We start from the raw sequence: 26921 nt of genomic DNA, 5'->3' as shown, positions 1-26921 counted from the left end.
AGCGGCCATGACCTTCAACCTCGCGACGATCCTGCGGGAGTCCACCTCCGCCCACCCCGACAAGCCGATGCTGCAGCTGGGCCCGCTCACGCTCACCTACGGCCAGGTCGACCAGCTGTCGGCCCAGGTGGCGGCCGGGCTCCGGGAGGCCGGGCTGCAGCGCGGCGACAGCGTCGCGCTGCAGCTGCCCAACGTGCCGCAGTTCGTGATCGCCTACTTCGGCGCGCTGCGGGCCGGGATGACGGTCGTGCCGCTCAACCCGCTGCTCAAGGCACCCGAGGTGAGCTACCACCTCTCCGACAGCGGCGCGAAGGTGCTCGTCACCTTCGACGCGTTCGCCGAGGAGGCGGTCAAGGGCGCGGCCGAGGCCGGCGGCGTCCGGGTGTACGTGGTCTCCGCGCCGGGCGGCCCGGAGGCGCCGCCGGACACCACCCCGTTCGACGCGGTGGTCGCCGCCGGTGCCGGCGCCGACCCGGCCGACGTCGAGCAGATGTCCCCGGACGACACCGCCACGATCATCTACACCAGCGGGACCACCGGCCGCCCCAAGGGCGCCGAGCTCACCCACTTCCAGATGTACATGGCGGCGTCGGTGGCCGCGGAGACCTTCCAGTACCGGGACGACGACGTCGGCATGGCGGTGCTGCCGCTGTTCCACGTCTTCGGCCTGTCCAGCGTCATGAACTGCGCGATCCGCGCCGGCGCGACGCTGTCCCTTGTCCCCCGCTTCGACGTCGGCGCCGTGCTCGACGCGATGGAGGAGCACCGGGTCACGGTGTTCTGCGGCGTCCCCACCATGTTCGTGGCGCTCATGCACGCCGACCTCACCGGCCGCGACGTGTCCCGGCTGCGGGTGTGCGTCTCCGGTGGCGCGTCGATCCCCGGCGAGGTCATCAAGGGCTTCGAGACGGCCTACGGCGGGGCGACCATCCTCGAGGGCTACGGGCTGTCGGAGACCTGCGCGCTGGCGACGTTCAACCGCAGCGCCGAGGAGCGGCGGGTCACCTCGATCGGCAAGCGCCTGTGGGGCTGCGAGGTCCGCGTCGTCGACGGCGAGGACCGGCCGCTGCCGCCCGGGCCGGACAACGTCGGCGAGATCGTGCTGCGCGGGCACAACGTCATGAAGGGCTACCTCGGGCGCCCGGAGGCCACCGCCGAGGCCGTGCGTGGTGGCTGGTTCCACACCGGCGACCTCGGCTACGCGGACGAGGACGGGTTCTTCTTCATCGTCGACCGGAAGAAGGACCTGGTCATCCGCGGCGGGTTCAACGTCTACCCGCGCGAGATCGAGGAGGTCCTGCACGCCCACCCGGCGGTCATGGAGGCCGCCGTCGTCGGCCGGCCCGACGAGCGGCTCGGCGAGGAGGTCGTGGCCTTCGTGAGCCTGCGCCCGGGCGCCTCGGCCGAGCCGGACGAGGTGATCGCGTTCTGCAAGGAGCGGCTGGCCGCCTACAAGTACCCGCGGGAGGTGGTCGTCATCGACGAGCTGCCCAAGGGACCGAGCGGCAAGGTCCTCAAGACCGAACTGCGGGGCCGCTGACGGTCTCGCCGATCCAGGAGAGCACCAGGCCGGCCAGGCGGTCGGGCACCTGCAGCTGCGGCACGTGCCCGACCCCGGCCAGCTCCTCGTACCGCCAGCCGGGGTGCGCCCGCGCCACCTCGCGCCCGGCGTCGACGGGCACCAGCCGGTCGCGGTCGCCGTGCACCAGCAGCACCGGAGCGGCCACCCGGGCCATGGCCGACCGGTAGCGGCGCGGGTCGGCCAGGATCCCCAGCAGCGAGCGGGCCGCGGTGAGGAAGGCACGGTCCATCCCGGCGACGTCCTCGCGCTGCTCGAGCAGCGTGACGGCGCGGTCGATGACGGGGGCGGGCAGCTCGTCGGGGTCGACGCCGACCAGCTGCAGCATCGACCGCACCCGGGTCAGCGGCGTCGAGCGGGCCCGCCGCAGCGCGAGGAACCGCTCCCCCAGGCCGGGCAGGGCGTACAGGGCGAAGGTGCCCGCCACGAGCGGGTCCAGCCGCCGCCGGCCGCCGGGCAGCGCGGGGTCGAGCAGCACCAGGCCCCGCACCGCGTCCGGAGCGGCCGCGGCGGTGAACAGCGAGACCATCCCGCCCATCGAGTTGCCGACCAGCACCGCTGGCTCGCCCACGACCTCGCGCAGGAAGCGCTGCAGGACCGCGACGTTGGCCGGCACGGTGGCGCGGCGCTCCCCCGGCTCGCTGCGGCCGAAGCCGGGCAGGTCCAGCGCCCACACCCGGGCCGACGGCGTCAGCAGCGGCGCGAGCAGGTCCCAGTTGCCGTGCGACCCGCCCAGCCCGTGCACCAGCACGACCGCCGGGCCGTCGTCGGTACCGCCGTAGTCCACGACGTGCACCGGGCCGCCCAGGTCGACGGTCCTGCTCGTCCCCGGTGCCTCGTCCACCCCGACGGTCCCCCTCTGGTGCGCGTGCCGACGGCGCCCCGGGGCACCCTCCGCCAGTGATTCCGACACGGGAAAGTGCCCTGGCCGGACGCCTGGGACCCGTGCGACGCGTGTGATCAGGGCCACACTGGACACAGCGAGTCGTCGCAGTCAGGTGTGACCGGTCCTCCATGGTGGGTACCGGCCCGGGCGAGGCGGTGTGGACCGCCGGCGAGGAGGACGACGTGTCGCGACAGCCCAACGACGGGCCCGGTCTGCCGCTGTACCTGACCGAGGTGAGCCGCGCGATGGCCGACTACGGCCTCTACCTGGCGGCCCGTCCGCTGATGCCGCGCCTACCGACCGGCGACGGCCACCCCGTCCTGGTGCTGCCCGGCCTCATGGCCGACGACATGTCGACGGCGACGCTGCGCCGCAACCTGCGGCGGCTGGGCTACCGCGTCCACGGCTGGCGGCTCGGGCGCAACATCGGCCCGACGCAGGAGTGCGTGGAGGGCATGAGCCGCCGCATCGAGGACCTCAGCGACCGCTACGGCCGGCCGGTCAGCCTCATCGGCCAGAGCCTGGGCGGCATCTTCGCCCGCGACCTCGCCCGCAAGACCCCGGACGCGGTACGCCAGGTGATCACCCTGGGCAGCCCGTTCGGTCTGCAGCGCGACAGCCAGACCCGCGCGCACAAGGTGTTCGAGCGCTACTCGCACCTGCACGTGGAGAAGCGGACGCTGCCGCTGGAGAGCGAGGCGACGCCGCTGGCGGTGCCGTCGACGTCGATCTACTCGCACCAGGACGGCATCGTCGCCTGGAAGGCGTGCCTGGACCGGCTCTCGCCGCACGCCGAGAACGTCGCCGTGTACGCGAGCCACCTCGGCATGGGCCACAACCCGGCGGTCCTCTACGCCGTCGCCGACCGGCTCGCGCAGCGGGAGGGCACCTGGCGGCCGTTCCGCCCGCCGCTGGCCCTGCGCCCGGCCTTCCCGCGCCCCGACGTCCCCGAGGTCCCGCTGCGCCCGGCCGCCGCGGCCTGACGCGGCTGCGCCGCACCCCGACACCGCCGCTCGTCGGCCTGCGGCTGTCCCCACACGCCTGGGACGGCCGCAGGTCGACGACGGGCGTCGTCGCCGACCGCGACCGGTCAGGTGCCGGGGTCTCCCGGCCCCCGTGACCCCGGCAGCCGACCACTCGGCGACGGGATGCGCCGGACGGCGGACGGCGCGGAGGTGGGCGCGGCCGGGATCGAACCGGCGACCGCTCGCTTGTAAGGCGAGAGCTCTCCCGCTGAGCTACGCGCCCCGCCCGCCCAGGGTAGGTGCCCCCGGGCGGTGGGTCCCGGACCCGGGCCTCAGGCCGCGATGTCCGCGACGGCGTCCTTCCAGCCGGACTGCTCGCGCGCGTCGCCGGGCTGGTTGACCTCGGCGAAGGCGATCTTCCCCTCGGCGTCGACGAGGAAGGTGCCGCGCAGGGCCATGCCCGCCTTCTCGTTGAACACGCCGTAGGCCTTCGCCGTGGCGCCGTGCGGCCAGAAGTCCGACAGCAGCGGGAAGTCCAGGCCCTCCTGCGCCTTGAACGCCTTGAGGCTGAACACCGGGTCGGTGCTGATCGCCAGGACCTTCACGCCGGCGTCGGTGTAGGTGGTCAGCTCGTCACGGAGCTGGCACAGCTCGCCGGTGCAGATGCCGGAGAAGGCGAACGGGTAGAAGACGACGAGGACCGGCGTCCCGCGCAGCTCGGCGAGCGAGACGACCTGGCGGTCCTGGTCGGGGAGGCTGAACTCGGGCGCGACGTCACCGACGGAGAGGCTCATGCGCCCGATCGTGCCGCACGGGCGCGAGCGCCCCCGCGGCGGGACGGCGTCACCGTCTGCTGCGGGCGGCCTTCGGGGTGACCAGGCGGATGCCCGACCAGTCCTTGGCGGCCGAGATGCTGCTGGTCTGCGCGAGCCCGGCGGTGGGCGCCACCTCGGTGACGTCGCCCGGCTCGACGTGGCCCGGCCGCCCGGACTTGGGCACCAGCAGCCACACGACGCCCTCGTCGGCGAGCGAGGTGAGCGCGTCGGTGAGGGCGTCGAACAGGTCGCCGTCGTCCTCGCGCCACCACAGGACGACGACGTCGGCGACCTCGTCGGTGTCCTCGTCGACCATCTCGCTGCCGGAGACCTCGACGATGGAGTCGCGCAGGTCCTCGTCGGCGTCCTCGTCCCAGCCGAGCTCCTGCACGACCATGCCCGGCTTGATGCCCAGCCGGGCCGCCATGCCGGCGCTGCCCGAGTCGACGCTCATCCCTGCTGTTCCTCCGAGAGATCACGAACCGCCGGTGGGGCACCGGCGGGCACGGAGCGCCGGCTGACGGGCGCGTGGGGTGGACGGGGGCCGACGGCGGACACGACCGGCGGGGAGGACACCCGCTGCCTGGTCATGTCACCCCTCTCGTGCCCGGACGCGCGGGTGCCGACGGCGTCGGTCCGCGTGGGCAGGAGCGTAGGGCATGCCTGGTCACGCGCAAGCCGTCGTCGACGACGCGCCCGGGGCGCCGCGCACACCGCTGAGCGGGAGGTCCTGCGTGACGCGGACCATCCCGGCGCGCGACGATGGGGGCATGAGCGCACCGCAGCAGGGTGGAGACCCCACCCGCGACGCCGGACAGCCCCGCGCGGTCATCACCGACGGGCTCCCGAGCCAGCTGGTCGACACCGACCCCGACGAGACCCAGGAGTGGGTGGAGTCGCTCGACAGCGTCGTCGAGCACGCAGGCCGCGGGCGAGCCCGCTACCTCATGCTCAAGTTGTTGCAGCGCAGCCGTGAGCAGCAGGTGGGCGTCCCGTCCCTCCGCAGCACCGACTACATCAACACGATCCCGCCCGAGCGGGAGCCCTACTTCCCCGGCGACGAGCACGTCGAGCGGCGCATCCGCGCCTACATCCGGTGGAACGCCGCGATCATGGTGCACCGCGCGCAGCGGCCGGGCATCGGCGTCGGCGGCCACATCTCCTCCTACGCCTCCTCCGCGTCCCTGTACGAGGTGGGCTTCAACCACTTCTTCCGCGGCAAGGACCACCCCGGCGGCGGCGACCAGATCTGGTTCCAGGGCCACGCCTCCCCCGGCATCTACGCCCGCGCGTTCCTCGAGGGCCGGCTCACCGAGCAGCAGCTCGACGGGTTCCGGCAGGAGGTCAGCCACCCCGGCGGCGGCCTGTCCAGCTACCCGCACCCGCGGCTGATGCCGGACTTCTGGGAGTTCCCCAGCGTCTCCATGGGCCTGGGCCCCATGAACGCGATCTACCAGGCCCGGTTCAACCGGTACCTGCACGCCCGCGGCGTCAAGGACACCTCCGACCAGCACGTGTGGGCGTTCCTCGGCGACGGCGAGATGGACGAGCCGGAGTCACTGGGCCTGATCGGCCTGGCCGCTCGCGAGGAGCTGGACAACCTCACCTTCGTCGTCAACTGCAACCTCCAGCGGCTCGACGGCCCGGTGCGCGGCAACGGCAAGGTCATCCAGGAGCTGGAGTCCTTCTTCCGCGGCGCCGGCTGGAACGTCATCAAGGTGATCTGGGGCCGCGAGTGGGACCCGCTGCTGGCCGCCGACCGCGACGGCGCGCTGGTCAACCTCATGAACCAGACGCCCGACGGCGACTACCAGACCTACAAGGCCGAGGACGGCGCCTTCGTGCGCGAGCACTTCTTCGGCCGCGACCCGCGCACCCGCAAGCTCGTCGAGCACATGAGCGACAAGGAGGTCTGGGACCTCTCCCGGGGCGGGCACGACTACCGCAAGGTCTACGCGGCGTTCAAGGCGGCGGTGGAGCACAAGGGCCAGCCGACGGTCATCCTCGCCAAGACCATCAAGGGCTGGACGCTGGGCAGCCACTTCGAGGGCCGCAACTCCACGCACCAGATGAAGAAGCTGACCGCCGAGGACCTCGCCGCCTTCCGCGACCGGCTCTACCTGCCCATCCCCGACGAGGCGCTCGACAAGACGCTGCCGCCCTACTACAAGCCCGACCCGGACTCCGACGAGATGCAGTACATGCTCGAGCGGCGCCGGGCCCTGGGCGGGGCGGTCCCGCGGCGGCGCTCGGAGTTCAAGCCGCTCAAGGCGCCCGACGACAAGGCGCTCGACGTCCTGCGCCGCGGCTCGGGCAAGCAGGAGGTGGCGACGACGATGGCGTTCGTCCGCCTGCTCAAGGAGCTGCTCAAGGACAAGGAGCTCGGCCCGCGGTTCGTGCCGATCATCCCGGACGAGGCCCGCACCTTCGGGATGGACAGCCTCTTCCCGTCGCAGAAGATCTACAACCCGGGCGGGCAGCGCTACACCTCGGTCGACCGCGAGCTGATGCTGGCCTACAAGGAGTCCGAGCAGGGCCAGATCCTGCACGAGGGCATCAACGAGGCCGGCTCCACGGCGTCGTTCACCGCCGTCGGCACCTCGTACGCCACGCACGGCGAGCCGATGATCCCGATCTACATCTTCTACTCGATGTTCGGGTTCCAGCGGACCGGCGACTCGTTCTGGGCCGCCGCCGACCAGATGACCCGCGGCTTCGTCCTCGGGGCCACCGCCGGCCGCACGACGCTCAACGGCGAGGGCCTGCAGCACGAGGACGGGCACTCGCTGCTGCTGGCGCACACCAACCCGGCCGTCGTGTCCTACGACCCGGCGTTCTCCTACGAGGTCGGGCACATCACCCGGGACGCGCTGCTGCGCATGTACGGCGAGGACCCGGGCGCGCCGCTGGGCGGGCACCGCAGCCCCGACGTCATGTACTACCTGACCGTCTACAACGAGCCCTACAACCAGCCGGCCGAGCCCGAGGGCCTCGACGTCCAGGGCCTGCTCGCCGGCATGTACCTGTACGCGCCGGGCTCCGGTGAGGGCCCGCGGGCCCAGGTGCTGGCGTCCGGCGTCGCGGTGCCGTGGGCGCTGCGGGCGCAGGAGCTGCTGCGCGAGGACTGGGGCGTGTCGGCCGACGTGTGGTCGGTGACCTCGTGGACCGAGCTGCGCCGGCAGGCCGACGAGGTCAGCGAGCACAACCTGCTGCACCCGGAGGACGAGCCGCAGGTGCCCTACGTGACCCAGCGGCTGCAGGACGCCGAGGGCCCGGTCGTGGCGGTGTCGGACTGGATGAAGTCGGTCCCCGACCTCATCGCGCCGTTCGTCCCCGGGGGCATGGCCACCCTGGGCACCGACGGGTTCGGCCTGTCCGACACCCGCCCGGCGCTGCGCCGGCACTTCCACGTCGACGCCGAGTCGATCGTCGTCCGGACGCTGGCGTCGCTGGCCGACCGGGGCCAGGTGGACCGGTCGAAGGTCCGCGAGGCGGTGGAGAGGTACCGGATCCGCGACGTGCAGGCCGCGCCGGCCGAGGAGCGGACCGACCCGAGCCCGGCGACCTGAGCGAGGACCCCCTTGCCCCCCGCCACTCGCCAGCTCGCGGCGGGACCCTGCAAGGGGGCCGGGTCCAGGACCGCCGCCGACGACCGCCGCACCGTGGCGGTCGTCGGCGGCGGCGTCGTCGGGCTGACCTGCGCGCTGGAGCTCGCCCGTGCCGGGCACCGCGTCCGGCTGCTCACCGCCGACCCGTGGGAGGCGACCACCTCCGCGGTGGCCGCCGCCATCTGGTCCCCCTACCGGGTGGCGCCCGCCGACGCCGTGCTGCGGTGGGGCGCCACCTCGCTGGAGGTCCTCACCCGGCTCGCCGCCGACCCGGCGACCGGGGTGGCGCTGCGCCCGGGCACGTACGTGCACCGCACCCCCGACCCCGACCCGTGGTGGGCGCCGGGGGTGCCCGGGGTCCGTCCCGCGTCCCCGGACGAGCTGCCGCCCGGCGCGCCCGCCGGCACCCGCTGCACGCTGCCGGTGGTCGACACCGGCCGGTACCTGCCCTGGCTGGCCGCCGCGTGCGCCGCGGCCGGGGTGACGACCGTGCCGGGCCGGGTCGGGTCGCTCGACGAGGTGGCCGGGGACGTCGTCGTGGTGGCCGCGGGGCTGGGGTCCGGGCACCTCCTCGACGACGACACCTGCGTGCCCGTGCAGGGCCAGGTGGTCCGCCTCGCCGACCCGGGCCTGCCCGGGTGGGTGCTGGACGAGGACGGCCCGGCCGGGCTGACCTACGTCGTCCCCCGAGGGCGGGACGTCGTCGTCGGCGGGACGGCGGTGGAGGGGGCCACGGGCCGCGACCCCGACCCGCAGGTGGAGGCCGCGATCCTGGAGCGGGCGTGCGCGCTCGTCCCGGCGCTGCGGGGACAGCCGGTGCTGTCGCGGGCGGTCGGGCTGCGGCCGGGCCGGCCCACCGTCCGGCTGGAGCGGCTCGAGGTCGGCGGGCGGCCGGTCGTCGCCTGCTACGGGCACGGCGGCGCCGGGGTCACCCTCTCCTGGGGCTGCGCGGCCGACGTCGCCGACCTGGTCTGAGCGTCGGCCGGGAGCAGCCGGGCCTGCGCCTCGGGCGAGTGCCCGGGACGGTGGACCGAGGGGCGGCCGCGGCGCCCGTGACCCGCCCGAGCCCGTCCACCCGCGCGACGGCCGTGGCGAGCAGCGACCGCCCGGCCGCGGCGTAGGACCGGGGGCCCGTGCGCGACCCCCGCACGGGCCCCCGGTCCTCAGGCCCCGGCGCGGTGCCGGCGCAGCAGCTCGGCGTAGGCCCGGCCGCTGTCCTTCACCGTGCGCCGCTGGGTGGCGTAGTCGACGTGCACCAGCCCGAACCGCTGCGCGTAGCCGCGGGCCCACTCGAAGTTGTCCAGCAGCGACCAGGCGAAGTAGCCCCGGACGTCGGCCCCGCGCTCCATCGCCGCCGCCATCGCGCCGAGGTGGCGGACCAGGAAGTCGACCCGCTCGGGGTCGTGCACCGCGCCCTCGGCGTCGACCTCGTCGTCCCAGGCCGAGCCGTTCTCGGTGACCACCAGCGGCAGGCCGGGCGCGCGCTCGGTGAGCCACAGCAGCAGGTCGGTGAACGCCTGCGGGCTGATCCCCCACCCCATCGTCGTCGTCGGGCCCTCGGGGTCGAGCTCGACGACGTCCTCGCCGCCGATGAACGACGTCGGCGGCGCGTCCGCGGGGCGGGTGCCGGCCCGCACGGTCTGCTCGAAGTAGTAGTTGACGCCCAGCCAGTCCAGCGGCGCCGCGATGGTCTCCAGGTCGCCGTCGCGCACCGGCAGCGGGGCGCCGGCGGCCTCGAGGTCGGCGACGACGTCGGCCGGGTAGGCGCCGTGGACCACCGGCTCGAGGAACATCCGGTTCTGCTGGCCGTCGAGCCGGCGGGCGGCGTCGACGTCGGCGGGGTCCTGGGTCGCCGGGTGCATCGGCGTGAAGTTCAGCGTGACGCCGAGGGAGGTCACCCCGGCCGCCCGCAGCCGGGCGGCGGCCAGGCCGTGCCCGAGCAGCAGGTGGTGGGTGGCGCGGGCGCCGGCGACCGGGTCCTGCAGGCCGGGGGCGTGCGCGCCGGACACGTGGCCGAGCAGCGCGCTGCACATCGGCTCGTTGAGCGTCGACCAGTGCCGCACCCGGTCGCCCAGGGCGTCGACGACGACCGCGGCGTAGTCGGCGAAGCGCTCTGCGGTGTCCCGATCGGCCCAGCCCCCGCGGTCCTGCAGCGCCTGCGGCAGGTCCCAGTGGTACAGGGTCAGCCAGGGCTGCACCCCGACGGCGAGCAGCTCGTCGACCAGCCGCCGGTAGAAGTCCAGCCCGCGCTGCTCGACCCGGCCGCCGCCCTCGGGCAGGACCCGCGGCCAGGCCACCGAGAACCGGTACGCAGACAGCCCCAGGTCCGCCATCAGCGCGACGTCGTCGCGGTAGCGGTGGTAGTGGTCGACGGCGACGTCGCCGGTGTGGCCCCCGAACGTGCGGCCGGGCGTGTGGCTGTAGGTGTCCCAGATCGACGGTCCCCGCCCGTCCTCGGTCACGGCGCCCTCGATCTGGTACGAGGCGGTCGCGGCGCCGAACACGAAGTCGGGCGGGAAGGTCAGCCCGGCGAGGGCGTCCTCGTGGGTGTCGGTGGTGGTCACGGCAGGGGTGCTCCTCAGGGCAGGGGTGAGCGGGGCGGGGCCAGGGGGAGGCGCGGCGGCAGCGGTCGCCGCCGACGGGAGGACGGTAGGGGCTGGTCGACGCGCGCCTGCGTCACGGGGTCGAGGACGTGCAGGCCGCCCTCGCGGACCCGCAGGGGCGGAAGCCGACGGTGACCCCCCGGTGCCGGCGGCGGCCCGGTCGAGCAGGTCCCGCGACGCCGGCAGCAGCGCGCCGGCGAGCCGATGGACCCGGCGGCGAAGGTGGTGGCCGGGCGGTCGCGCAGGGCGCCGGGGTGTCGCACTGCTGCAGGGCGCCGTCGCGCAGCACCGCCACGCGGTCGCCCGTCGTCATCGCCCCGACCTGGTCGTGGGTGACGTGGACGGTGGTGACCACGGTCGCCCAGCCGCTGGGCGAGATGACCCGCCACATGACCGACCTGCTGCTGCGCCAGGTCGAGGGCTCCGCGGAGGTGGAGGCGCGGGTCTGCCCGACCCGGCTCGTGCGGCGCGCCTCCGCCCGAGGTCGCGAGGGTCCTCGCTCAGGTCGCCCAGACGGGGCGGGCGGCATCGACGCGCCACACGACGGCGACCCCGCCGCCGGGGCGCAGCACGACGCCGTCGGGGACGTCGGGGCCGTCCGCCCCCAGCCACAGCCGGGCGTCGGGGCGGCCGAGGTCGACCCAGCCCGCGGGGGCGCGCACGACCTCGTGCGCCGGGGCCGCGCCCGGGTCGGCCGCGCGCAGGTAGGCCTGCAGCACCCGGGCGCCGCCGGGTCCGGCGACCTCGTCGTGGTCCAGCCCGGTGCCCGCGCGCAGCACGCCGACGTCGCCGGCCGCCAGCGGGGCGTCCCCGCCCCACCGGTGGGTGAGCGAGCCGGCCAGCACGACCGCGACGACGTCGACCGCGCGGTGCAAGTGCACGCCGTAGCCGGCGCCGGGCGGCAGCCGGTCGTCGGTGACCCGCAGCAGCGGGCCGAGCGAGCCGTCGCCCGGCTCGAGCAGCGGGGCGCCCTCGACGCCGGTCACCGCGCGGCGTCCCGCCCGGGCAGCGCCGCCGGACCGCCGGGCAGCCCGCCGGCGACCAGGGCGACCAGCAGCGACCACGCCGTCCCCAGGCACAGCCCGCCGACGACGTCGGACGGGTAGTGAACCCCCAGCCACACGCGGGTCAGCCCGACCAGCACCGCGAGCGCGACCCCCGCGGCGACGGCGGCGCGGCGGCCGGGCGCGGTCAGCCGCGGCCAGGCCAGCACCAGCGCGACGGTGACCAGCGTGGCGATGCCCGAGGAGTGCCCGCTCGGGTAGCTCAGCCCCTCGTACACCAGGCCGCCGTTCTCGAACGCCGGGCGGGCGCGCCCGACCAGCTCCTTGAGCGCGGTGGTGAGCGGCCCGACGGCGGTGACCGCGACGACGACCCACAGCACGGTGCGCCACGCCCGGCGGCGGACCAGCCAGACCAGCACCGGCAGGAACACCAGCACGCGGAACCAGGTGACGCCCGGGGTGGTGAGCGTCTCCAGCAGTGCGCTCACCGGCGCCGAGCGGTCGTCCCCGGCGTACAGCTCCCGGCTGACCGCGTCGTCGAGGCGCACCTGCGGGCCGAAGCGGGCCGCCACCCCGGTCCCGAGCAGGGCGAGGACGGCGAGGCCGGCCCCGATCGCGCGGAGCACCCGGCGGCGGGCCCGTGCGGGCGCGGTGGTCGGGGCGGTCACTCCCCCACTCTCCCCGACGCAACGGGCCGTGACACGCTGACCGCGTGGCCCACCGGGTGATCGACCGCCCGCCGACGGCGGCGACGCTGCGGCGGCTGGAGCGCGCCTCCGGGGCCATCGCCACCCGCGCCGTCGCCCGCATGGACGAGGACCTGCCCTGGTTCCGCACCATGCCCGCCGACCAGCGCTCGTGGGTCATGCTCGTCGCGCAGGCCGGCATCGCCTCGCTGGTCGAGTGGTGCCGCTCCCCCGACCGCCCGCCCCGGCTCACCGGCGAGGTGTTCGGCGCCGCGCCCCGCGACCTGGTCCGCGCCGTGCCGCTCAAGCAGACCGTCGACCTGGTCGAGCTCACCGTCCAGGTGATGGACGACCACGTCGAGTCGGTGGCCGAGCCCGGCGACGCCGACGCGCTGCGCCTGGCCGTGCTGCTGTTCAGCCGCGAGGTCGCCTTCGCCACCGCGCACGTCTACGCGAGCTTCGCCGAGAACCGCGGCGCCTGGGACGCGCGACTGGAGGCGCTGGTCGTCGACGCGCTGGTCCGCGGCGAGCGCTCCGAGGAGCTGCCCGGCCGCGCCTCCGCGCTCGGCTGGGACGGCACCGGCCCGGTGGCCGTGCTGGTCGGGGTCGCCCCCGCCGACGGCGACACGCACGCCGACGTCCGCCGCGCCGCCCGCTCGCACCGCTGCGAGGTGCTCGTGGGCGTGCACGCCGAGCACCTGGTGGTGGTGCTGGGCGGCGCCGAGGACCTGCGGTCGGCGGCCGAGCGGGTCACCGAGGAGTTCGGGCCGGGCCCGGTGGTCCTCGGCCCGGTCGTCGACCGGCTCAGCGCGGCCGGCGGGTCGGCCGCGGCGGCGCTGGCCGGGCTCCGGGCCGCGCGCGCCTGGCCCGGCGCACCGCGGCCGGTGCCCGCCGACGCGCTGCTGCCCGAGCGGGCCCTCGACGGCGACCCGCTGGCCCGCGCGGCGCTCACCGAGCGGGTGGTGCTCCCGCTGCGCACCGCCGGCGGCGACCTGCTCGAGACGGTGCGGGCGGTGCTGGCCGGCGGCGGCAACCTGGAGGCCACCGCGCGGGCGCTGTTCGTCCACCCGAACACCGTCCGGTACCGGCTCAAGCGGGCCGCCGAGGTGACCGGCCAGGTGGCCACCGACCCGCGCGGCGCCTGGACGCTCCAGGTCGCGCTCGCACTGGCCGACCTGGGCGGCGAGCGCTCCCTCTGGCACTAGCAGTGCCCGGGGCCGCAAGGGGTCCTGCAGTGTTGTCCACCACGGATCGGCACCGCGACGGCTCGTCCGGGCTCCGCTGTTGTAGGAACCCTCCAAAGCGCAGCGGTGTCCTTTCGTGCCGGACGAGCGCGCGGGGGGCCGTGACCAATGAGACGGTGGTGGGGTGCTGGCCGTCCTCGCACCCGGGCAGGGTGCGCAGAAGCCCGGGATGCTCACCCCCTGGTTGGAGCTCCCCGGCGCCGAGTCCTTCTTCCGCTGGGCCGGGGCGATCGCCGACGCCGACCTGCTGACCCTGGGCACCACCGGCGACGCCGAGGCGATCCGCGACACCGCGGTCACCCAGCCGCTGGTCGTCGCGATGAGCCTGTTCGTCGCCCGCGAGCTCGGCGGCCTGCCCGGCCCGGTCGCGCACAGCCCGCAGACCGGCCGCGACGTCGTCATCGCCGGGCACAGCGTCGGCGAGCTCACCGCGGCCGCGCTGGCCGGCGTGCTGTCGGTCGAGGCGGCGATCGCGCTGACCGCCGTCCGCGGCCGCGCGATGGCCCGCGCCTGCGGGCTCACCCCGACCGGCATGTCCGCCGTCCTCGGCGCCGACCCCGACGAGCTGGAGAAGGCGCTCGAGCGGCACGGGCTGGTCGCGGCCAACCTCAACGGCGGCGGCCAGGTCGTCGTCGCCGGGCCGCTCGACGGGCTGGCCGCGCTCAAGGCGGAGCCGCCGGCGAAGGCACGGGTGGTGCCGCTCTCGGTGGCCGGCGCGTTCCACACCTCCTACATGGGCCCGGCCCGCGAGGAGCTCGAGGGCCTGGTCGGCGGCCTGCGCCCGGCCGACCCGAGCCGGCTGCTGCTGTCCAACGCCGACGGCGCCGCCGTCGACTCCGGCGCCGAGGCGCTGTCCCGCCTGGTCAGCCAGGTCACCAGCCCGGTGCGCTTCGACGCGTGCCTGGCCACCCTGCGCGAGCTCGGCGTCACCGCGGCCATCGAGCTGCCGCCGGCGGGCGCGCTGGCGGGCCTGGCCAAGCGCGAGTGGAAGGGTGCCGACGTCGAGGTGCTGGCGCTGGCCGGCCCCGGCGACCTCGACCGCGCCCGCGCGCTCATCGACGCCGCCCGCGGCCGCCCCGAGGCCGAGCACCAGCCCGACTGGCGCGTCGTCGTCTCCCCCGTCCGCGGCACGGTCAGCCCCGCCGACGTCCCCGAGGGCACCCACCTGCCCGCCGGCACCCCCCTCGGCTGCGTGCGCAGCCGCCGCGAGGAGGTCAAGGTCTCGGCCGGGTACGACGGCGTCCTCGCCGAGTGGCTCGTCCAGGACGGCGACCTCGTCGACGCCGGCGACCCGCTCGCCCGTCTCTACCCGGAGGTCCCCGCGTGAGCATCCGACTGCCGAAGGGCGCCCCCGGGGCGCGCATCCTGGGCCTCGGCGGCTACCGGCCCCGCCGGCGCGTCACCAACGACGAGCTCGCCCAGGTGATGGACACCAACGACGAGTGGATCCAGACCCGCGTCGGCATCGCCGAGCGCCGCTGGGCCTCGGAGGACGAGACCCTGCAGGAGATGGCCGTCGCCGCCGGCGGCAAGGCGCTGGCCGCCAGCGGCCTGGCGCCCGACGAGGTCGACCTGGTGATCCTCGCCAGCGCCAGCCTCAAGGAGCCGATCCCCGGCATCGGCCCGCAGGTCGCCCACCGCCTGGGCATCCCCCGCCCCGGCGCGTTCGACCTCAACGCCGGGTGCGCCGGCTTCTGCTACGCGCTGGAGGTGGCCTCGGCGGCCATCCGCGCGGGCTCGGCGCGCAACGCGCTGGTGGTCGGCGTCGAGCGGCTCACCGACGTCGTCGACCAGACCGACCGCTCCACCGCGGTGATCTTCGCCGACGGCGCCGGCGCGGCCGTGGTCGGCGCCTCCGACGAGCCGGGCATCGGCCCGGTGGCGTGGGGCAGCGACGGCGACCAGTTCTCCGCGATCGAGATCGTCGCCGGCTCCAGGGGCATCTCGATGGCCGGCCAGGCGGTCTACCGCTGGGCGACCACCCGGCTCACCGACACCCTCATCCAGGCGATGGAGTCCGCCGGCGTCGGGCCCGAGGACATCGACGTGTTCGCCCCGCACCAGGCCAACCTGCGCATCGTCGAGTCGATGACCCGGCGGCTCGGCTTCGGCAAGGAGACCGTCGTCGCCCGCGACATCGTCCAGGCCGGCAACACCTCCGCGGCGTCGATCCCGCTGGCCCTCACCGCGCTGATGGAGTCCGGCGAGGCCAGGAGCGGCGACCTCGCGCTCGTCCTCGGCTACGGCGCCGGTCTCACCTTCGCCGGCCAGGTGCTCGTCCTGCCCTGAGCGGCACCCCAGACACCCGGGACGTCCGGGCCCGACGGCGGGCAGCGCCCGCCCCCACCGAGAGAGAGGACCCCCGCGTGAGCGAGGACATCCAGGCAGGTCTGGCCGAGATCCTGGAGGAGGTCGCCGGGGTCGCCCCCGCCGACGCCACCCCGGAGAAGTCGTTCACCGAGGACCTCGACGTCGACTCCCTGTCGATGGTCGAGATCGCCACCGCCGTCGAGGACAAGTTCGGCGTGGCCATCCCCGACGACGAGCTCGGCAACATCAAGACCGTCGGCGACGCCATCAGCTACATCCAGAAGAACCAGGGCTGAGCCGGGTCCCCGGCCGCCCGCGCCCGCACGCCCCCAGGAGAGGACCCGTCATGAGCTCGAACGACGACGTCGTCGTCACCGGCCTCGGAGCCACCACGCCCCTCGGTGGCGACGTCGCCAGCACCTGGGACGCGCTGCTGGCCGGACGGTCGGGGGTCCGCCGCCTCGACGACGACTGGGTCAAGGAGTTCCCGGCCCAGCTGGCCGCGACCCTGGCCACCGACCCCGTCCAGCAGCTCGACCGGGTCCGCGCGCGCCGGCTGGACCGCAGCCAGCAGGTCGCGGTCATCGCCGCCGAGCAGGCCTGGGCCGAGTCCGGTGCCGCCGACGCCGGGGTCGAGCCCGAGCGGATCGCCGTCGTCTTCGGCACCGGCATCGGCGGGGCGCTGACCCTGCTCGGCCAGGACGACGTCCTGGAGGAGAAGGGCCCCAAGCGGGTCTCCCCCTTCACCATCCCGATGCTCATGCCCAACGGCCCCGCCGCGGCCGTCGGGCTGGCCATCGGCGCCCGCGGCGGCGTGCACGCCCCGGTCAGCGCCTGCGCCTCCGGCGCCGAGGCGATCCGCTGGGGCCTGGACCTGCTGCGCTTCGACCGCGCCGACGTCGTCCTGGTCGGCGGCGCCGAGGCCGTCGTCCACCCGCTGCCGATGGCCGGGTTCGCCGCCATGCGGGCGATGAGCACCCGCAACGACGAGCCCGAGCGCGCCTCGCGCCCGTTCGACAAGGGCCGCGACGGGTTCGTGCTCGGTGAGGGCGCGGCCGCGCTGGTCCTCGAGCGCGCGGGCTCGGCCAGGGCCCGCGGCGCCCGGGTGCACGCCCGGCTCGCCGGTGCCGGCGCCACCGCCGACGGCTACGACCTGGTCGCCCCGCACCCCGAGGGCGAGGGCGCCGCCCGCGCGATCGGCGCCGCGCTGCGCGACGCCGGCGTCGACCCCGCCGACGTCGGCCACGTCAACGCGCACGCCACCTCGACCCCGGTCGGGGACACCGCCGAGGCCGCCGCGATCCGCAGCGCCGTGGGCGACCACGCGCTGGTCACCGCGACGAAGAGCCAGACCGGCCACCTGCTCGGCGCCGCCGGCGCCCTGGAGTCGGTGTTCACCATCCTCGCGCTGCGCGAGCAGGTCGTGCCCGCGACGGCGAACCTCGACGACCCCGACGACGACGCCGCCGTGCAGGCCCTCGACATCGTCCGCCGCGAGCCGCGCCAGGCGTCCCTCACCGCCGCGGTCAACGACTCGTTCGGCTTCGGCGGCCACAACATCGCGCTCGTCTTCACGACCGCCTAGCGCACTCCCCGCCCGGCCCCCGGGCCGGCCCCGCACTCAAGGCCCGCCCCTGGAGGTCCGGTGACCACCGTCCACGCCGTCCCGACGCTGCCCAGCCCCGACCCGCGCGACCCCGAGGACCGCCTCGCCCGCTTCTTCGACGCCGGGTCGGTGGCCCTGCTCGCCCCCCGCGACACCTCGGGCGTCATGGCCGCGCGCGGGACGGTGGCCGGCAGCCCCGCCGTCGCCTTCTGCACCGACGCCACGGTGATGGGCGGCGCGATGGGGATCGACGGCTGCCGGCACATCGTCGACGCCATCGACACCGCGCTGCGCGAGCGCGTGCCGGTGGTCGGCATCTGGCACTCCGGCGGCGCCCGCCTGGCCGAGGGCGTGACCGCGCTGCACGCCGTCGGCGAGGTGTTCGCCGCGATGGTGCGCGCCTCGGGCCGGGTGCCCCAGGTGTCGGTCGTCCTCGGCCCGGCTGCCGGCGGCGCCGCGTACGGGCCGGCTCTCACCGACCTGGTGATCATGGGGCCGGCCGGGCGGGTGTTCGTCACCGGCCCCGACGTGGTCCGCTCGGTCACCGGCGAGGACGTCGACATGGAGCGCCTCGGCGGCCCGGACACCCACGGCCGGCGCAGCGGCGTCGTGCACGTGGTCACCGAGTCCGAGGCGGCGGCCCTGGAGACCGCCCGGCAGGCGGTGGACCTGTTCGCCGCGCAGGGCTCCTTCGCGCCGGCGTCGGAGGCCCCCGACGTCGACCTGCGCTCCCTGCTGCCCGAGCAGCCGCAGCGGGCCTACGACGTCAAGCCGCTCGTGGCCGCCGTGCTCGACGGGCCCGGGCTGGAGCTGCACCCGCGCTGGGCGCCGAACGTCGTCACCACGCTCGGCCGGCTGGGCGGGCGGACGGTCGGCGTGATCGCCAACAACCCGCTGCGCCTGGGCGGCTGCCTGGACTCCGCGTCGGCGGAGAAGGCCGCCCGCTTCGTGCGGATGTGCGACGCCTTCGGGGTGCCGCTGGTCGTGCTGGTCGACGTCCCCGGCTACCTGCCCGGCGTGGGCCAGGAGTGGGACGGCGTGGTGCGGCGCGGCGCGAAGCTGCTGCACGCCTTCGCCGAGGCGGTCGTGCCGCGTGTGACGCTGGTGACCCGCAAGTCCTACGGCGGGGCCTACATCGCGATGAACTCGCGCTCGCTCGGCGCCACCGCCGTCTTCGCCTGGCCCGGCGCCGAGGTCGCGGTCATGGGCGCCAAGGCCGCCGTCGGCATCCTGCACCGCAAGAAGCTGGCCGCGGTGCCGCCGGCCGAGCGCGAGGCGCTGCACGCGCAGCTGGCCGCCGAGCACGAGCGGATCGCCGGCGGGGTGAACCGGGCGCTGGAGATCGGCGTCGTCGACGAGGTGGTGGAGCCCTCCCGCACCCGCCGCCGGCTGGTCGAGGCCCTCGCCTCGGCCCCGGCCGGCCGCGGCGCCCACGGCAACATCCCGCTCTGAGGAGGTCCCCGCTGCCCCGCGCAGCGGGGCCGACCGCCCACCGGACGAGTTCCCGTCCGGACGCCGAGAGGCCCGCCACCGCTGCACCGGTGGCGGGCCTCTCGTGTGGAGGTCGCCCGGACGCCGCTTCCCCGACGGCGTCCGGACGACCTGGTGTGCAGCCTACGACGAGGGGGCGGGGTGCCTCACGTCGTGTGCCCTGATCGTGACCTGCGACTCCGCTCCGGACGCTCAGACGACCTGGTGCAGCCAGGTGGTCTGGCTGCCGTCGCCGGCGTAGCGGTACACCTCGAGGTCGGCGTCCCAGGCCGCGCCGAGGAGCTGGTCGACGCCGTGGCGGAACGCCTCCACCGACGTGGCGGTCGCCGCGAGCGTCCGCAGCTGCTGCTCGGTCACGACGATGTCGCCGTTGGCGCTCGTGGGCGCCCGGAAGACGCCGTGCCCGGGCACGTAGGACATGCGCTCGCCGTCGTTGCCGTGGCTGGCCTCTTCGGTCACCTCGAAGCGCAGCATCGGCCACGCGCGCAGCGCGGCGACCAGCTTGGCGCCCGTGCCGGGGACCCCGGTCCAGGCGACCTCGGCACGGTAGGCACCGTGCGCCGCGGGCTGGTCGGCCCACGACAGGGAGACCGGCGCGCCGATGACGCGTTCGAGCGCCCACTCGACGTGCTGGCAGAGCGCCTTCGGGCAGGAGTGCACGAAGACGACACCCTGGGTAGACCGTCGCTGCACGAGGCACCTCCATCGACTCGATCGGTCTCGTCTTCCCCAACGGACGATCGATTCGGTGACAGGCTGTGGTCAACGGCGGCGGACCAGGGCTTCCGGTGACAGTGTGCACGATGAGGTGCCGGTCGCGCCAGTGCGGATGCAGCGACTGTTCCGGATGTGACCACACCCGCCACGCGCGTCACGGAAGTGCTGGTCAGCGCCATACCACGACCACCGGCGCAGAGTCCAACCCGGGGTCGGACCGCCTCGACGCTACACCGTGGCTCCCGTCACGGGCCGTTGCGGGAGCCCGTGTCGCATACGGAACTCCGTCGACCGCCGGTGACGCTCGGTGAGCGGCCTGCGGGAGTGTCGGTCACCCTGCGAGATCGGCGACCCGGTCCCCGCCGGCCGCCTTGGCCCGGTACATCGCCTCGTCGGCGCGGTGCAGCACGCCCGCGACGTCGTCGTCGGGGTGCACGGGGGCACAGCCCACGCTGGCGGTCACCCCGCAGCCGGTCCCGACCTCCGCGACGGCGGCGCGCAGGCGGTCGGCCAGCAGGACGTCGTCGGCGGGCAGCAGGGACCCGGCGAGGACGGCGAACTCGTCACCACCGAGCCGGGCGACGGTGTCGGTCTCGCGGACCACCCGGCCCAGCGCGGCGGCGACCGAGCGGAGGACCTCGTCGCCGGCGGCGTGGCCCCGCCGGTCGTTGACCGCCTTGAAACCGTCCAGGTCGACGATGCAGACCACCGCCCGCTCGCCCCGGCCGGCGAGGCGCACGGCCCGGCCGACGCGGTCGAGGAAGACCCGGCGGTTGGGCACGCCGGTGAGCGGGTCGGTGGTGGCCAGCGCCTCCTGGGTGCGCAGCAGCAGCACCTGCCGGTCGTGGGCGGCCCACTGGTTGGCCGAGGACAGCGTGCAGATCAGCGTGACCGTGCCGAGCACGGTGGCCACCAGCAGCGAGTGCGCATCCGGCGGGCCGGCGACCACGGTCGCGTACGCGGTGGTCATGAGCGTGCCGGTGAGCACCACGCCGGCCGGCGGGTAGGCCACCGCCATGTAGACGAGGACCAGGAAGAAGATCACCGACAGCGGGCTGTCGGTGCCGCCGTCCAGCCGCGCAGCGGTGGCGACGATGGCCGTCACGGCGGCCGTCCAGACGGAGAACAGCAGCGGGCCGCGCAGGTCGCGGACGATCCGGTGCAGCGGCAGGAGGAGCAGCAGGGGCGTCAGGACGACGACCGAGCCGGCCAGCGCCAGGAGCACGGGGTGCCGGTGACCGGGGGTCGGGGTCGTCAGGGTGTAGACCAGGCAGGCCCAGCCGGCGATCTCGCTGAGCAGCACGCCGGTGTGCACGTGCCGGACCCAGAAGCGGGCGCGCTCGTCGTCCTCGGCCAGCGGCCGGTAGAGGCCGGCGCCGAGCCAGGCGGGCGCGGCACGCCGCGGCCGGCGCGGGGTCCCCGCCTCGGCACGCCGCACCCCTGCCCCGTCCACGCTGGGGTTCTCGGCCGATCTCGTTCCGTTCTCCACTCGGACGCACGTGCCACTCCCCCGACGGGGTGGGTAGGGGCCGGGGCATGGGACGGGACGACGGGACGCGCGGGATGGCCGATGCCGGCCGGGACGTGGTGGGGCCGATGGTGCTCGGCGCCTGGGACGCCTTCCTCGAGCAGGCGGCCGCGGTGGACCTGGACCGGCCGACGCGGCTCCCGGGCTGGCGGGCGCACGAGGTGTGCGTGCACCTGGGCTGCTGGCCCGACCACGCCGCCCTGGCCGACCTGGTGACCTCCGCCCGGGCCGGCGGCGCCGGGACGCCGGCCGACGTCGACGCGACCAACGCCCGGGTGACCGCCACCCACCGCGACGCCTCGCGGGAGGAGGTCCTCGCCGCGCTGCGCCGCAACCGGGAGGCGACCGAGCGCTACCTGACCGAGGAGCCCGTCGAGCTGGACGCCGCGCCCGCGGTCTCCACGGTCGGGCGGCTGCCGATGCTGTCGGTGGTCCTCGGTCAGGCCTACGAGCTCGCCGTGCACGGCCTGGACCTGGTACCGCTGGGCGCTCCCCCGGTCCCGGCACGGGTCCTGGACGCCGGGCTGGCCGCGCTGGCCGACGTCACCGGCGCGCTGGCCGCCTCCTCGGGCATCGCCGGCGGCGCCGCCCTGGTGACCCCCGGCGGCGGGTGGGTCTTCGCGGCCGACCCGCCGGGCTGGACGGTGCGGCCGGTGGGCGGCACGCGGCCCCGCGGCGCCGTCGTCGAGGCCGCGGCCGACGTCCTGCTGGAGGCGGCGTCGGGGCGGACCAACCCGGCCGCGGCGCTGGTGCGGCGCCGGCTGCGGGTGCGGGACCTGCCGGAGCTGATGCGGCTGGCCCCGATCGTCGAGTCGGCGCCGGGCATCCCCGGCGGGCCGATCCTGGCGCTGGCCGCGCGGACCGTCGGGGGCGCCGGCGACCTGCTCGGCCGGTTCCGCGGACGCCGCTAGCAGGCGCCGCCCAGCGAGATGCCGTGCGCCTGCAGCCACGGCATCGGGTCGACCCGGCTGGCGTAGAGCCCGCCCTCGTGCACCTCGAAGTGCAGGTGCGGCCCGGTGGACTGGCCCTTGTTGCCGACCTCGGCGATCTGCTGGCCGGCGCCCACGACCTGGCCGGCCGAGACGAAGAACCGGTTGACGTGGCCGTAGAGGGTGATCGAGCCGTCGTCGTGCTGGACGTAGACGGCCTGGCCGAAGCCGCTGGCCGGGCCCGCCTGCAGGACCACGCCGCCCTCCGGGGCGAGGACCGGGGTGCCGATCGGGGCGGCGATGTCCACGCCCTGGTGCATGGTCCCCCAGCGCGGGCCGTAGCAGGAGGTCACGCGGCCGGTGGTCGGGGCGGTGCCGCCACCGGCACTGGACTGGACGTCGACCGCGGCCCGCTGCTCGGCGGCCTGCTGGGCCTCCCAGGCGGCCTCGGCCTCGGCGACGCCGCGCAGCCGCAGCAGCTCGACCTCGGCCGCGCGCAACTGCTCGTCCAGGCGGGCCTTCTCACCGGCCAGGGCGTCGTAGTCGCCCTGCGCCTGGGCCAGCCGTGCGTCGGCGGCGGCCTGGGCCTGCGCGGCGGCCGCGGCGGCCGCGTCGCGTTCCTGGACCGCGGCGCGGGCGGCGGCGTCGGCCTCCTCCTCCTGGGTCTCCAGCAGCTCGTACTGCTCGAGGGTCTCGGCGCGCTGGGCGCCGAGCAGGTCGAGGGTGGCGGCGCGCTCGAGGACCTCGCGGGGGCCCTGGCTGTCCAGCAGCACCGAGGCGGTGCCGCCCAGGTCTCCCCCGCTGCCCATGTAGGCCTCGCGGCCGAGCTCGACGACCTCGTCCTGCGCCTGCGCGACGGCGTCGCGCGCGGCCTGCAGCTCGGCCGCGGCCACGGCGGCGGCCTCCTGCGCGGCGGCGAGCTCGGCCTGGGCGACCAGTGCGGCGTCCGCGGCGGCCTCCGCCTCGACGGTCATCCGCTGGAGCTGCTCCTCGGCGGCGGTGACCGCCCCCTGGATCCGGCTCACCTCGGCGACGAGGGCGGCCTCGGCGGCCTCGGCCGCGGCGACGTCGTCGTCGGGGTCCGCCATCGCCGGGACGGGCGCCGCCATCAGGAGCGCGGCGGCGCCGGCGGCGAGCACGGCGCGGCGGAGCCGGCGGGAGGTGGAGCGGGCGGTCCGGTGGTGCGCGGTCGCCAAGAGGGCGGATCTCCCTTTCTCGCGGCCGCCTGCCGGATCGGCGCCCGTCCGGCGGGACGGGCGGCCTGCCCGCGTCCGGCGTCCGCGGGCGCGACCGAGCCGGGGACCTCCGTGCGGTCCCCGCTCCCGGCGCGTGCCGGGACGGTCAGGCGGAGTCCGGCCGGGGTCCTCGTCGTCCCGAGGCGCAGCGGCCCGGCAGGACCGCGGGCGAAGGTACTACGGATGGGACGGGTGAGGTCACGGGGACATAACGGCCCCGGCGTGTCCGCTTGCGCGCTCAACCGTTTCGACACCGCGACGACCTGCGAGTCTCACGGATCGTGGCCGGTTTGACACGCAGTGCCACTCCCGCCTTCGAGGCATGTCCCGTGGTGGCCGGGCTCACAGGTCCGTCACAGGAACCGCGGGCACGCTGGCCGGCCGGACCGGCTCTCGTGGGGAGGAACGACATGGACGGGACCCCGATCCCAGGACCGACGACGCCGTTCGGCGGCCGGACGCGGTACGCGGCCGCCGCCGACGGCACGGTGCGACCGGGCGCCGTGCCGCCGGCACCGCCGGTGCGCGCGACCGACGCCGACCGGCTCGCGACGGTGCACCGGCTGCAGGACGGCGTCGCCCGCGGGGCGCTCACGCCCGACGAGGGCGGGGACCGGATGGCGGCCGCCTGGGCCGCCGTCCACCTGCGCGACCTCGCGCCGCTGACCGCCGACCTCCCGCCGGTGGCGGCCCCGCCGCAGGTCACCGCGCCGGGCTGGCGGCCGCTGGGGCTCATGGCCTGGGAGCAGCTGCGGACCACCGTCGCCGGGGCGCGCGCCGGCCGTCCCGCGGCGGTGCGCATCGCACTGGTCGGCCTGGTCACCCTCCTGGTGCTCGTGGCGTTCGGCTCGCTGGTGCTGCACGGGCTGGCCGAGGGGTTCGACGCCGGCCCGGACGGGTTCCGCGGCGGGCCCGGCGGCTTCGACGGCTTCGGCGACGGACCCGGCCGGGGCTGAGTCCCCGGCCGGGCCCGCCCGCGCACGGGTCAGGCGCTGTCGCCGGTGGTGCCCTCGTCGAGGCCGGGCCGGGGGCCGGGGACGCCGCCCCGGGTGCCGTCGGTGGTGCCGGGCCGGACCACCGACGTCGTCGCCGCGGTGCCCTCCCCCGCGGCGGCCGAGCCGAGGGCGTAGCGGCCGACGCCACTGATTCCCAGCAGCGCGGCGGCGGCCGCACCGACCGCGGCCCGTCGCCGGACCTCCGGGGGCAGGGCCCGGCGCGGCGGCGACCGGCGCTGGGACCCGGCGGCGCGGCGCCTGTGGGTCCGCTGAGCGCCGGTCCGGCGTCTGGCAGGCTGGGAGCGTCGTTCCGGGGCGGTAGCTCAGCCGGTCAGAGCATGGGACTCATAATCCCTGGGTCGTGGGTTCGAGCCCCACCCGCCCCACTACCAGGCAATACCCGGGTACTCGATCCCGTACAGCGCTCGAAGAGCCGGGGACTCCCGCCTAGCTCTAGACGGATCCGGTCCTCCTAGGGTCCGCCGTATGACCCAGGCTCCGGCTCGGCGCGCGGCCGCCGCGATCGACGATCTGACCACCATGCTCCCCGACTGGCGGACTCATCTCCGCGCCCGGAACGTCGCCCCGACGACGATCGCGAGCTATCTCCGTGTCGGCGAGAACTTCCACGCGCACCTTGTCCGGGCCGGGATGCCGACGACCGCGAGCGCTATCAGCCGGGAGCACGTCGAGGCGTTCCTTGCCGCGCTTGTCGACCGGGTCGCGCCGGCTACGGTCGCGAAGCATTACCGGTCGCTCCAGCAGCTCTTCCGGTGGCTCGTCGACGACGGCGAGATCCCCCGGTCGCCGATGGAGAAGATGCGCCCGCCCGCGGTCCCCGAGCAGCCGGTCGCCGTCCTGTCCGAGGACGAGCTGCGCCGCCTGCTCGACGCCGCAAAGGGCAACACGTTCGAGAACCGGCGGGACACCGCGCTCCTGCGGATGCTGTTCGACACCGGGATGCGCGCTGGCGAACTGGCCGGCCTGCGCGTCGACGATCTCGATCCGGAGCAGAGCGTCGCGCATGTTATGGGCAAAGGTCGGCGCGGCCGGGCCGTCCCCTACAACCCGAAGACCGCCGATGCACTCCGGCGCTACCTCCGCGCCCGCGCCCAGCACCCGCAGGCTGGGCTCTCCGCGCTCTGGATCGGGAAGAAGGGCCGGATGACCGACTCCGGCGTCCGGCAGATGCTGGAGCGCCGGGCTGCCGACGCCGGGGTCGAGGACGTCCACCCGCACCGGTTCCGGCACACGTTCGCGCACCGCTGGCTCGCCGATGGGAACCAGGAGCAGGACCTGATGCGGCTCGCCGGGTGGCGGTCGAGGGAGATGGTCGGCCGGTATGCCGCGTCGGCCGCCGACGAGCGCGCCCGCGCCGCGTTCTATCGCGCCGGGCTCGGGGACCGGCTGTGACCGGCCCCGAGCGCGACAGCCACCCGGACGCAGGCGGAGCGGCCGACCACTACCCGCGGATGCGCGACGAGGAGCGCGCCGTGCAACGGACGGTCGCGCACTGGCCGGAGGTCGTCGCCGCCCTGCGGGAGGCCGAGCCGTCGGTCGTGCGGCTCCTGTGCCCCCGCGGGCACCTGCTCTTCCCCGCGATCCTCGCCGACATGGACGGCTGGGGACTGCGGGTCGTCCCGGCGCAGCAGGACCGCCCGGACCGCGGCCGGGTCACCGCCACCCGCGTCGATCCGATCCCCCTGCTCCAGCCCGGTCCCCTCCGGGACATGACCGACGGGCGCACCCGGCTGGACTGCCGGAGGTGCTCCTACAGCGGCGTCGTCCGTCCGGCCCGACTGCTGGAGCTGTACGCGGTCGCTCTACGTCTCGGTCGTCGCGAGATCACAATGCCGCGCTGATCACAGGCTGTAGGTCCTTCCTAGCGGAGCGTCCGCGCTGTGCGGTAGCGTTCCGGGCGCTGTCCTAACGTCTAGGTCAGCAGCCGCCCGGGTGGCTACGGCGCTCCTCCACCACCCGTACTGCGCGCAGCGCGGGGTCTCAGCGGGCCTCTTCTCAGGGAGAGGTCTGTCCGTTGAGCCCCAACGAGCGCGCCCTGCGCGCCCGCATCGCCGCCCATGCCTCGTGGGCCAAGACCGCCGACCGTTCGGCTCGGACTGCACCGGCGCGCCGGGCGCAGCTCGATCGGTTCGAAGCCCGTGTCGACCCCGACGGGATCCTTGACCCCGTCGTGCGCGCCCGGATGGCCGAGTCGGCCCGCAAGGAGTACTTCACTCGGCTCGCCTACCGCTCGGCGCAGGCGCGTCGGCGCGGGAAGGCGACGCCGGGCCGCACCGAGGGTCAGGCGGGTGCCGCGTGACCGCGGACGAAGGGGCGGCCCGCTCGACCGGGACCGCCCCCTCCGAGACCCACGTCGCCGCCAAGCAGGTCGTCAGGCTCGCCCCCGAGGGCACCGCCCGTGACCTGCCCGCCCCCGCCCTCGCGGACCCGACGGCCGAGGTCGTCGAGATCCGCCCGTACCGGGAGACGCGCGGGCTCCGGGTGCGCTGCCCGTTCGGCAGGCACCAGCACCTCCACGGCTACGGGTGGGAGACCGACGAGCCCGTCGAGCCCCGGGTCATCCACCGCGTCGCGCACTGCGGTAGCGGCGGCTACTACGTCGTGATCCCCGCGTGGGCGGCCGAACTGGTCCGGCCGGGGTCTGCGCGCCGCGGTGGTGTGCGGTGACCGCTCCGACGACGACCGCTGCGAGGACGGCG

General features: G+C 75.8%; 25 protein-coding genes and 2 tRNA genes. 17 read left to right on the top strand and 10 right to left on the bottom strand.

What is annotated here, in order from left to right; genetic code table 11:
• Nucleotides 1-7 precede the first annotated feature (7 nt).
• Nucleotides 8-1540, top strand: coding sequence for a long-chain-fatty-acid--CoA ligase (locus ACI79Z_RS11370; protein WP_456902687.1), 1533 nt, complete (start codon nucleotides 8-10; stop codon nucleotides 1538-1540).
• Here ACI79Z_RS11370 and ACI79Z_RS11365 read toward each other — a convergent pair.
• A complete protein-coding gene (locus ACI79Z_RS11365; protein WP_456902686.1) occupies nucleotides 1515-2423 on the bottom strand; it encodes an alpha/beta fold hydrolase in 909 nt (302 codons plus the stop codon). The genes ACI79Z_RS11370 and ACI79Z_RS11365 overlap by 26 nt on opposite strands.
• A 224-nt stretch (nucleotides 2424-2647) precedes the next feature.
• Between ACI79Z_RS11365 and ACI79Z_RS11360 the strand changes: the two genes are divergently transcribed.
• Nucleotides 2648-3448, top strand: a complete 801-nt coding sequence (locus ACI79Z_RS11360; RefSeq protein ID WP_456902685.1) for an esterase/lipase family protein — start codon at nucleotides 2648-2650, stop codon at nucleotides 3446-3448.
• Between the two features lie 193 nt (nucleotides 3449-3641).
• On the opposite strand, the gene ACI79Z_RS11355 is transcribed toward ACI79Z_RS11360, so the two are convergent.
• From ACI79Z_RS11355 to ACI79Z_RS11345, 3 genes are all read right to left on the bottom strand, one after another.
• Nucleotides 3642-3713, bottom strand: a tRNA-Val gene (locus ACI79Z_RS11355).
• 49 nt (nucleotides 3714-3762) lie between these two features.
• Nucleotides 3763-4224, bottom strand: a complete 462-nt coding sequence (locus ACI79Z_RS11350) for a peroxiredoxin (protein WP_456902684.1) — start codon at nucleotides 4222-4224, stop codon at nucleotides 3763-3765.
• Nucleotides 4225-4273: 49 nt separating this feature from the next.
• A complete protein-coding gene (locus tag ACI79Z_RS11345; RefSeq protein ID WP_387984824.1) occupies nucleotides 4274-4699 on the bottom strand; it encodes a DUF3052 domain-containing protein in 426 nt (141 codons plus the stop codon).
• A gap of 316 nt (nucleotides 4700-5015) precedes the next feature.
• Between ACI79Z_RS11345 and aceE the strand changes: the two genes are divergently transcribed.
• Both aceE and ACI79Z_RS11335 read left to right on the top strand, forming a co-directional pair.
• Nucleotides 5016-7814, top strand: a complete 2799-nt coding sequence (gene aceE, locus ACI79Z_RS11340; RefSeq protein WP_387984825.1) for a pyruvate dehydrogenase (acetyl-transferring), homodimeric type — start codon at nucleotides 5016-5018, stop codon at nucleotides 7812-7814.
• Nucleotides 7815-7907: 93 nt separating this feature from the next.
• Nucleotides 7908-8828 (top strand): FAD-dependent oxidoreductase, encoded by a 921-nt coding sequence (locus tag ACI79Z_RS11335; RefSeq protein WP_456902683.1) that lies wholly within the window; start codon nucleotides 7908-7910, stop codon nucleotides 8826-8828.
• 188 nt (nucleotides 8829-9016) lie between these two features.
• On the opposite strand, the gene ACI79Z_RS11330 is transcribed toward ACI79Z_RS11335, so the two are convergent.
• The 3 genes from ACI79Z_RS11330 to ACI79Z_RS11320 form a co-directional block, all read right to left on the bottom strand.
• The gene (locus ACI79Z_RS11330; protein WP_456902682.1) at nucleotides 9017-10417 is read right to left on the bottom strand and encodes a GH1 family beta-glucosidase; all 1401 of its coding nucleotides are present in this window, start codon (nucleotides 10415-10417) and stop codon (nucleotides 9017-9019) included.
• 539 nt (nucleotides 10418-10956) lie between these two features.
• Nucleotides 10957-11442: a pirin family protein gene (locus tag ACI79Z_RS11325; RefSeq protein WP_456902681.1), complete on the bottom strand. Its 486-nt coding sequence runs from the start codon at nucleotides 11440-11442 to the stop codon at nucleotides 10957-10959.
• Complete coding sequence (locus ACI79Z_RS11320; protein ID WP_456902680.1) at nucleotides 11439-12128, bottom strand: phosphatase PAP2 family protein; 690 nt, start codon at nucleotides 12126-12128, stop codon at nucleotides 11439-11441. The genes ACI79Z_RS11325 and ACI79Z_RS11320 overlap by 4 nt, the downstream gene beginning before the upstream one ends.
• A 44-nt stretch (nucleotides 12129-12172) precedes the next feature.
• Between ACI79Z_RS11320 and ACI79Z_RS11315 the strand changes: the two genes are divergently transcribed.
• The 6 genes from ACI79Z_RS11315 to ACI79Z_RS11290 all read left to right on the top strand — a co-directional run bounded on the left by ACI79Z_RS11315 (nucleotide 12173) and on the right by ACI79Z_RS11290 (nucleotide 18758).
• Nucleotides 12173-13351, top strand: coding sequence for a PucR family transcriptional regulator (locus tag ACI79Z_RS11315; RefSeq protein ID WP_387984840.1), 1179 nt, complete (start codon nucleotides 12173-12175; stop codon nucleotides 13349-13351).
• A 163-nt stretch (nucleotides 13352-13514) separates the two neighbouring features.
• Nucleotides 13515-14717, top strand: coding sequence for an acyltransferase domain-containing protein (locus tag ACI79Z_RS11310; RefSeq protein ID WP_456902679.1), 1203 nt, complete (start codon nucleotides 13515-13517; stop codon nucleotides 14715-14717).
• Entirely contained in the window at nucleotides 14714-15679 is a 966-nt protein-coding gene (locus tag ACI79Z_RS11305) for a beta-ketoacyl-ACP synthase III (RefSeq protein WP_456902678.1), read from the top strand. The genes ACI79Z_RS11310 and ACI79Z_RS11305 overlap by 4 nt, the downstream gene beginning before the upstream one ends.
• Before the next feature lie 77 nt (nucleotides 15680-15756).
• The gene (locus ACI79Z_RS11300; RefSeq protein WP_387984847.1) at nucleotides 15757-15996 is read left to right on the top strand and encodes an acyl carrier protein; all 240 of its coding nucleotides are present in this window, start codon (nucleotides 15757-15759) and stop codon (nucleotides 15994-15996) included.
• 50 nt (nucleotides 15997-16046) lie between these two features.
• Complete coding sequence (locus ACI79Z_RS11295) at nucleotides 16047-17285, top strand: beta-ketoacyl-[acyl-carrier-protein] synthase family protein (protein ID WP_456902677.1); 1239 nt, start codon at nucleotides 16047-16049, stop codon at nucleotides 17283-17285.
• A gap of 60 nt (nucleotides 17286-17345) precedes the next feature.
• On the top strand, nucleotides 17346-18758 hold the full coding sequence (locus ACI79Z_RS11290; RefSeq protein ID WP_387984852.1) for an acyl-CoA carboxylase subunit beta: 1413 nt from the start codon (nucleotides 17346-17348) through the stop codon (nucleotides 18756-18758).
• Nucleotides 18759-18989: 231 nt separating this feature from the next.
• On the opposite strand, the gene ACI79Z_RS11285 is transcribed toward ACI79Z_RS11290, so the two are convergent.
• Together ACI79Z_RS11285 and ACI79Z_RS11280 are read right to left on the bottom strand one after the other, a co-directional pair.
• Entirely contained in the window at nucleotides 18990-19490 is a 501-nt protein-coding gene (locus tag ACI79Z_RS11285) for a DUF3145 domain-containing protein (protein ID WP_387984854.1), read from the bottom strand.
• A gap of 355 nt (nucleotides 19491-19845) precedes the next feature.
• Nucleotides 19846-20967: a diguanylate cyclase gene (locus ACI79Z_RS11280; protein WP_456902676.1), complete on the bottom strand. Its 1122-nt coding sequence runs from the start codon at nucleotides 20965-20967 to the stop codon at nucleotides 19846-19848.
• 83 nt (nucleotides 20968-21050) lie between these two features.
• Between ACI79Z_RS11280 and ACI79Z_RS11275 the strand changes: the two genes are divergently transcribed.
• Entirely contained in the window at nucleotides 21051-21953 is a 903-nt protein-coding gene (locus ACI79Z_RS11275) for a maleylpyruvate isomerase N-terminal domain-containing protein (protein WP_456902675.1), read from the top strand.
• Here the strand turns inward: ACI79Z_RS11275 and ACI79Z_RS11270 are convergent.
• Nucleotides 21950-23167, bottom strand: coding sequence for a M23 family metallopeptidase (locus ACI79Z_RS11270; RefSeq protein WP_456902674.1), 1218 nt, complete (start codon nucleotides 23165-23167; stop codon nucleotides 21950-21952). The genes ACI79Z_RS11275 and ACI79Z_RS11270 overlap by 4 nt on opposite strands.
• A 449-nt stretch (nucleotides 23168-23616) precedes the next feature.
• Between ACI79Z_RS11270 and ACI79Z_RS11265 the strand changes: the two genes are divergently transcribed.
• The 6 genes from ACI79Z_RS11265 to ACI79Z_RS11240 all read left to right on the top strand — a co-directional run bounded on the left by ACI79Z_RS11265 (nucleotide 23617) and on the right by ACI79Z_RS11240 (nucleotide 26889).
• Nucleotides 23617-24162, top strand: coding sequence for a DUF1707 SHOCT-like domain-containing protein (locus ACI79Z_RS11265; RefSeq protein ID WP_456902673.1), 546 nt, complete (start codon nucleotides 23617-23619; stop codon nucleotides 24160-24162).
• Nucleotides 24163-24513: 351 nt separating this feature from the next.
• Nucleotides 24514-24587: transfer RNA gene (locus ACI79Z_RS11260), tRNA-Ile, on the top strand.
• A gap of 100 nt (nucleotides 24588-24687) precedes the next feature.
• Complete coding sequence (locus ACI79Z_RS11255) at nucleotides 24688-25614, top strand: tyrosine-type recombinase/integrase (protein WP_456902672.1); 927 nt, start codon at nucleotides 24688-24690, stop codon at nucleotides 25612-25614.
• Nucleotides 25611-26063, top strand: coding sequence for a hypothetical protein (locus tag ACI79Z_RS11250; RefSeq protein WP_456902671.1), 453 nt, complete (start codon nucleotides 25611-25613; stop codon nucleotides 26061-26063). The genes ACI79Z_RS11255 and ACI79Z_RS11250 overlap by 4 nt, the downstream gene beginning before the upstream one ends.
• A gap of 173 nt (nucleotides 26064-26236) precedes the next feature.
• Nucleotides 26237-26521, top strand: coding sequence for a hypothetical protein (locus tag ACI79Z_RS11245; protein ID WP_456902670.1), 285 nt, complete (start codon nucleotides 26237-26239; stop codon nucleotides 26519-26521).
• Nucleotides 26518-26889: a hypothetical protein gene (locus ACI79Z_RS11240; protein WP_456902669.1), complete on the top strand. Its 372-nt coding sequence runs from the start codon at nucleotides 26518-26520 to the stop codon at nucleotides 26887-26889. The genes ACI79Z_RS11245 and ACI79Z_RS11240 overlap by 4 nt, the downstream gene beginning before the upstream one ends.
• Nucleotides 26890-26921 lie beyond the last annotated feature (32 nt).

The organism is Geodermatophilus sp. SYSU D00663 (assembly GCF_054050655.1).
The sequence above is the reverse complement of the archived record's forward strand: the minus strand, read 5'-3'. Positions and strand labels throughout refer to the sequence as shown.

Excerpts from the sequence above, each read along its gene's own strand:
- ACI79Z_RS11295 (WP_456902677.1), top strand. The coding sequence starts at position 16,047 with ATGAGCTCGAACGACGACGTCGTCGTCACCGGCCTCGGAGCCACCACG.
- ACI79Z_RS11255 (WP_456902672.1), top strand. The coding sequence starts at position 24,688 with ATGACCCAGGCTCCGGCTCGGCGCGCGGCCGCCGCGATCGACGATCTG.
- ACI79Z_RS11350 (WP_456902684.1), bottom strand. The coding sequence starts at position 4,224 with ATGAGCCTCTCCGTCGGTGACGTCGCGCCCGAGTTCAGCCTCCCCGAC.
- ACI79Z_RS11370 (WP_456902687.1), top strand. The coding sequence starts at position 8 with ATGACCTTCAACCTCGCGACGATCCTGCGGGAGTCCACCTCCGCCCAC.
- ACI79Z_RS11265 (WP_456902673.1), top strand. The coding sequence starts at position 23,617 with ATGGACGGGACCCCGATCCCAGGACCGACGACGCCGTTCGGCGGCCGG.
- ACI79Z_RS11345 (WP_387984824.1), bottom strand. The coding sequence starts at position 4,699 with ATGAGCGTCGACTCGGGCAGCGCCGGCATGGCGGCCCGGCTGGGCATC.
- ACI79Z_RS11275 (WP_456902675.1), top strand. The coding sequence starts at position 21,051 with ATGGGACGGGACGACGGGACGCGCGGGATGGCCGATGCCGGCCGGGAC.
- aceE (WP_387984825.1), top strand. The coding sequence starts at position 5,016 with ATGAGCGCACCGCAGCAGGGTGGAGACCCCACCCGCGACGCCGGACAG.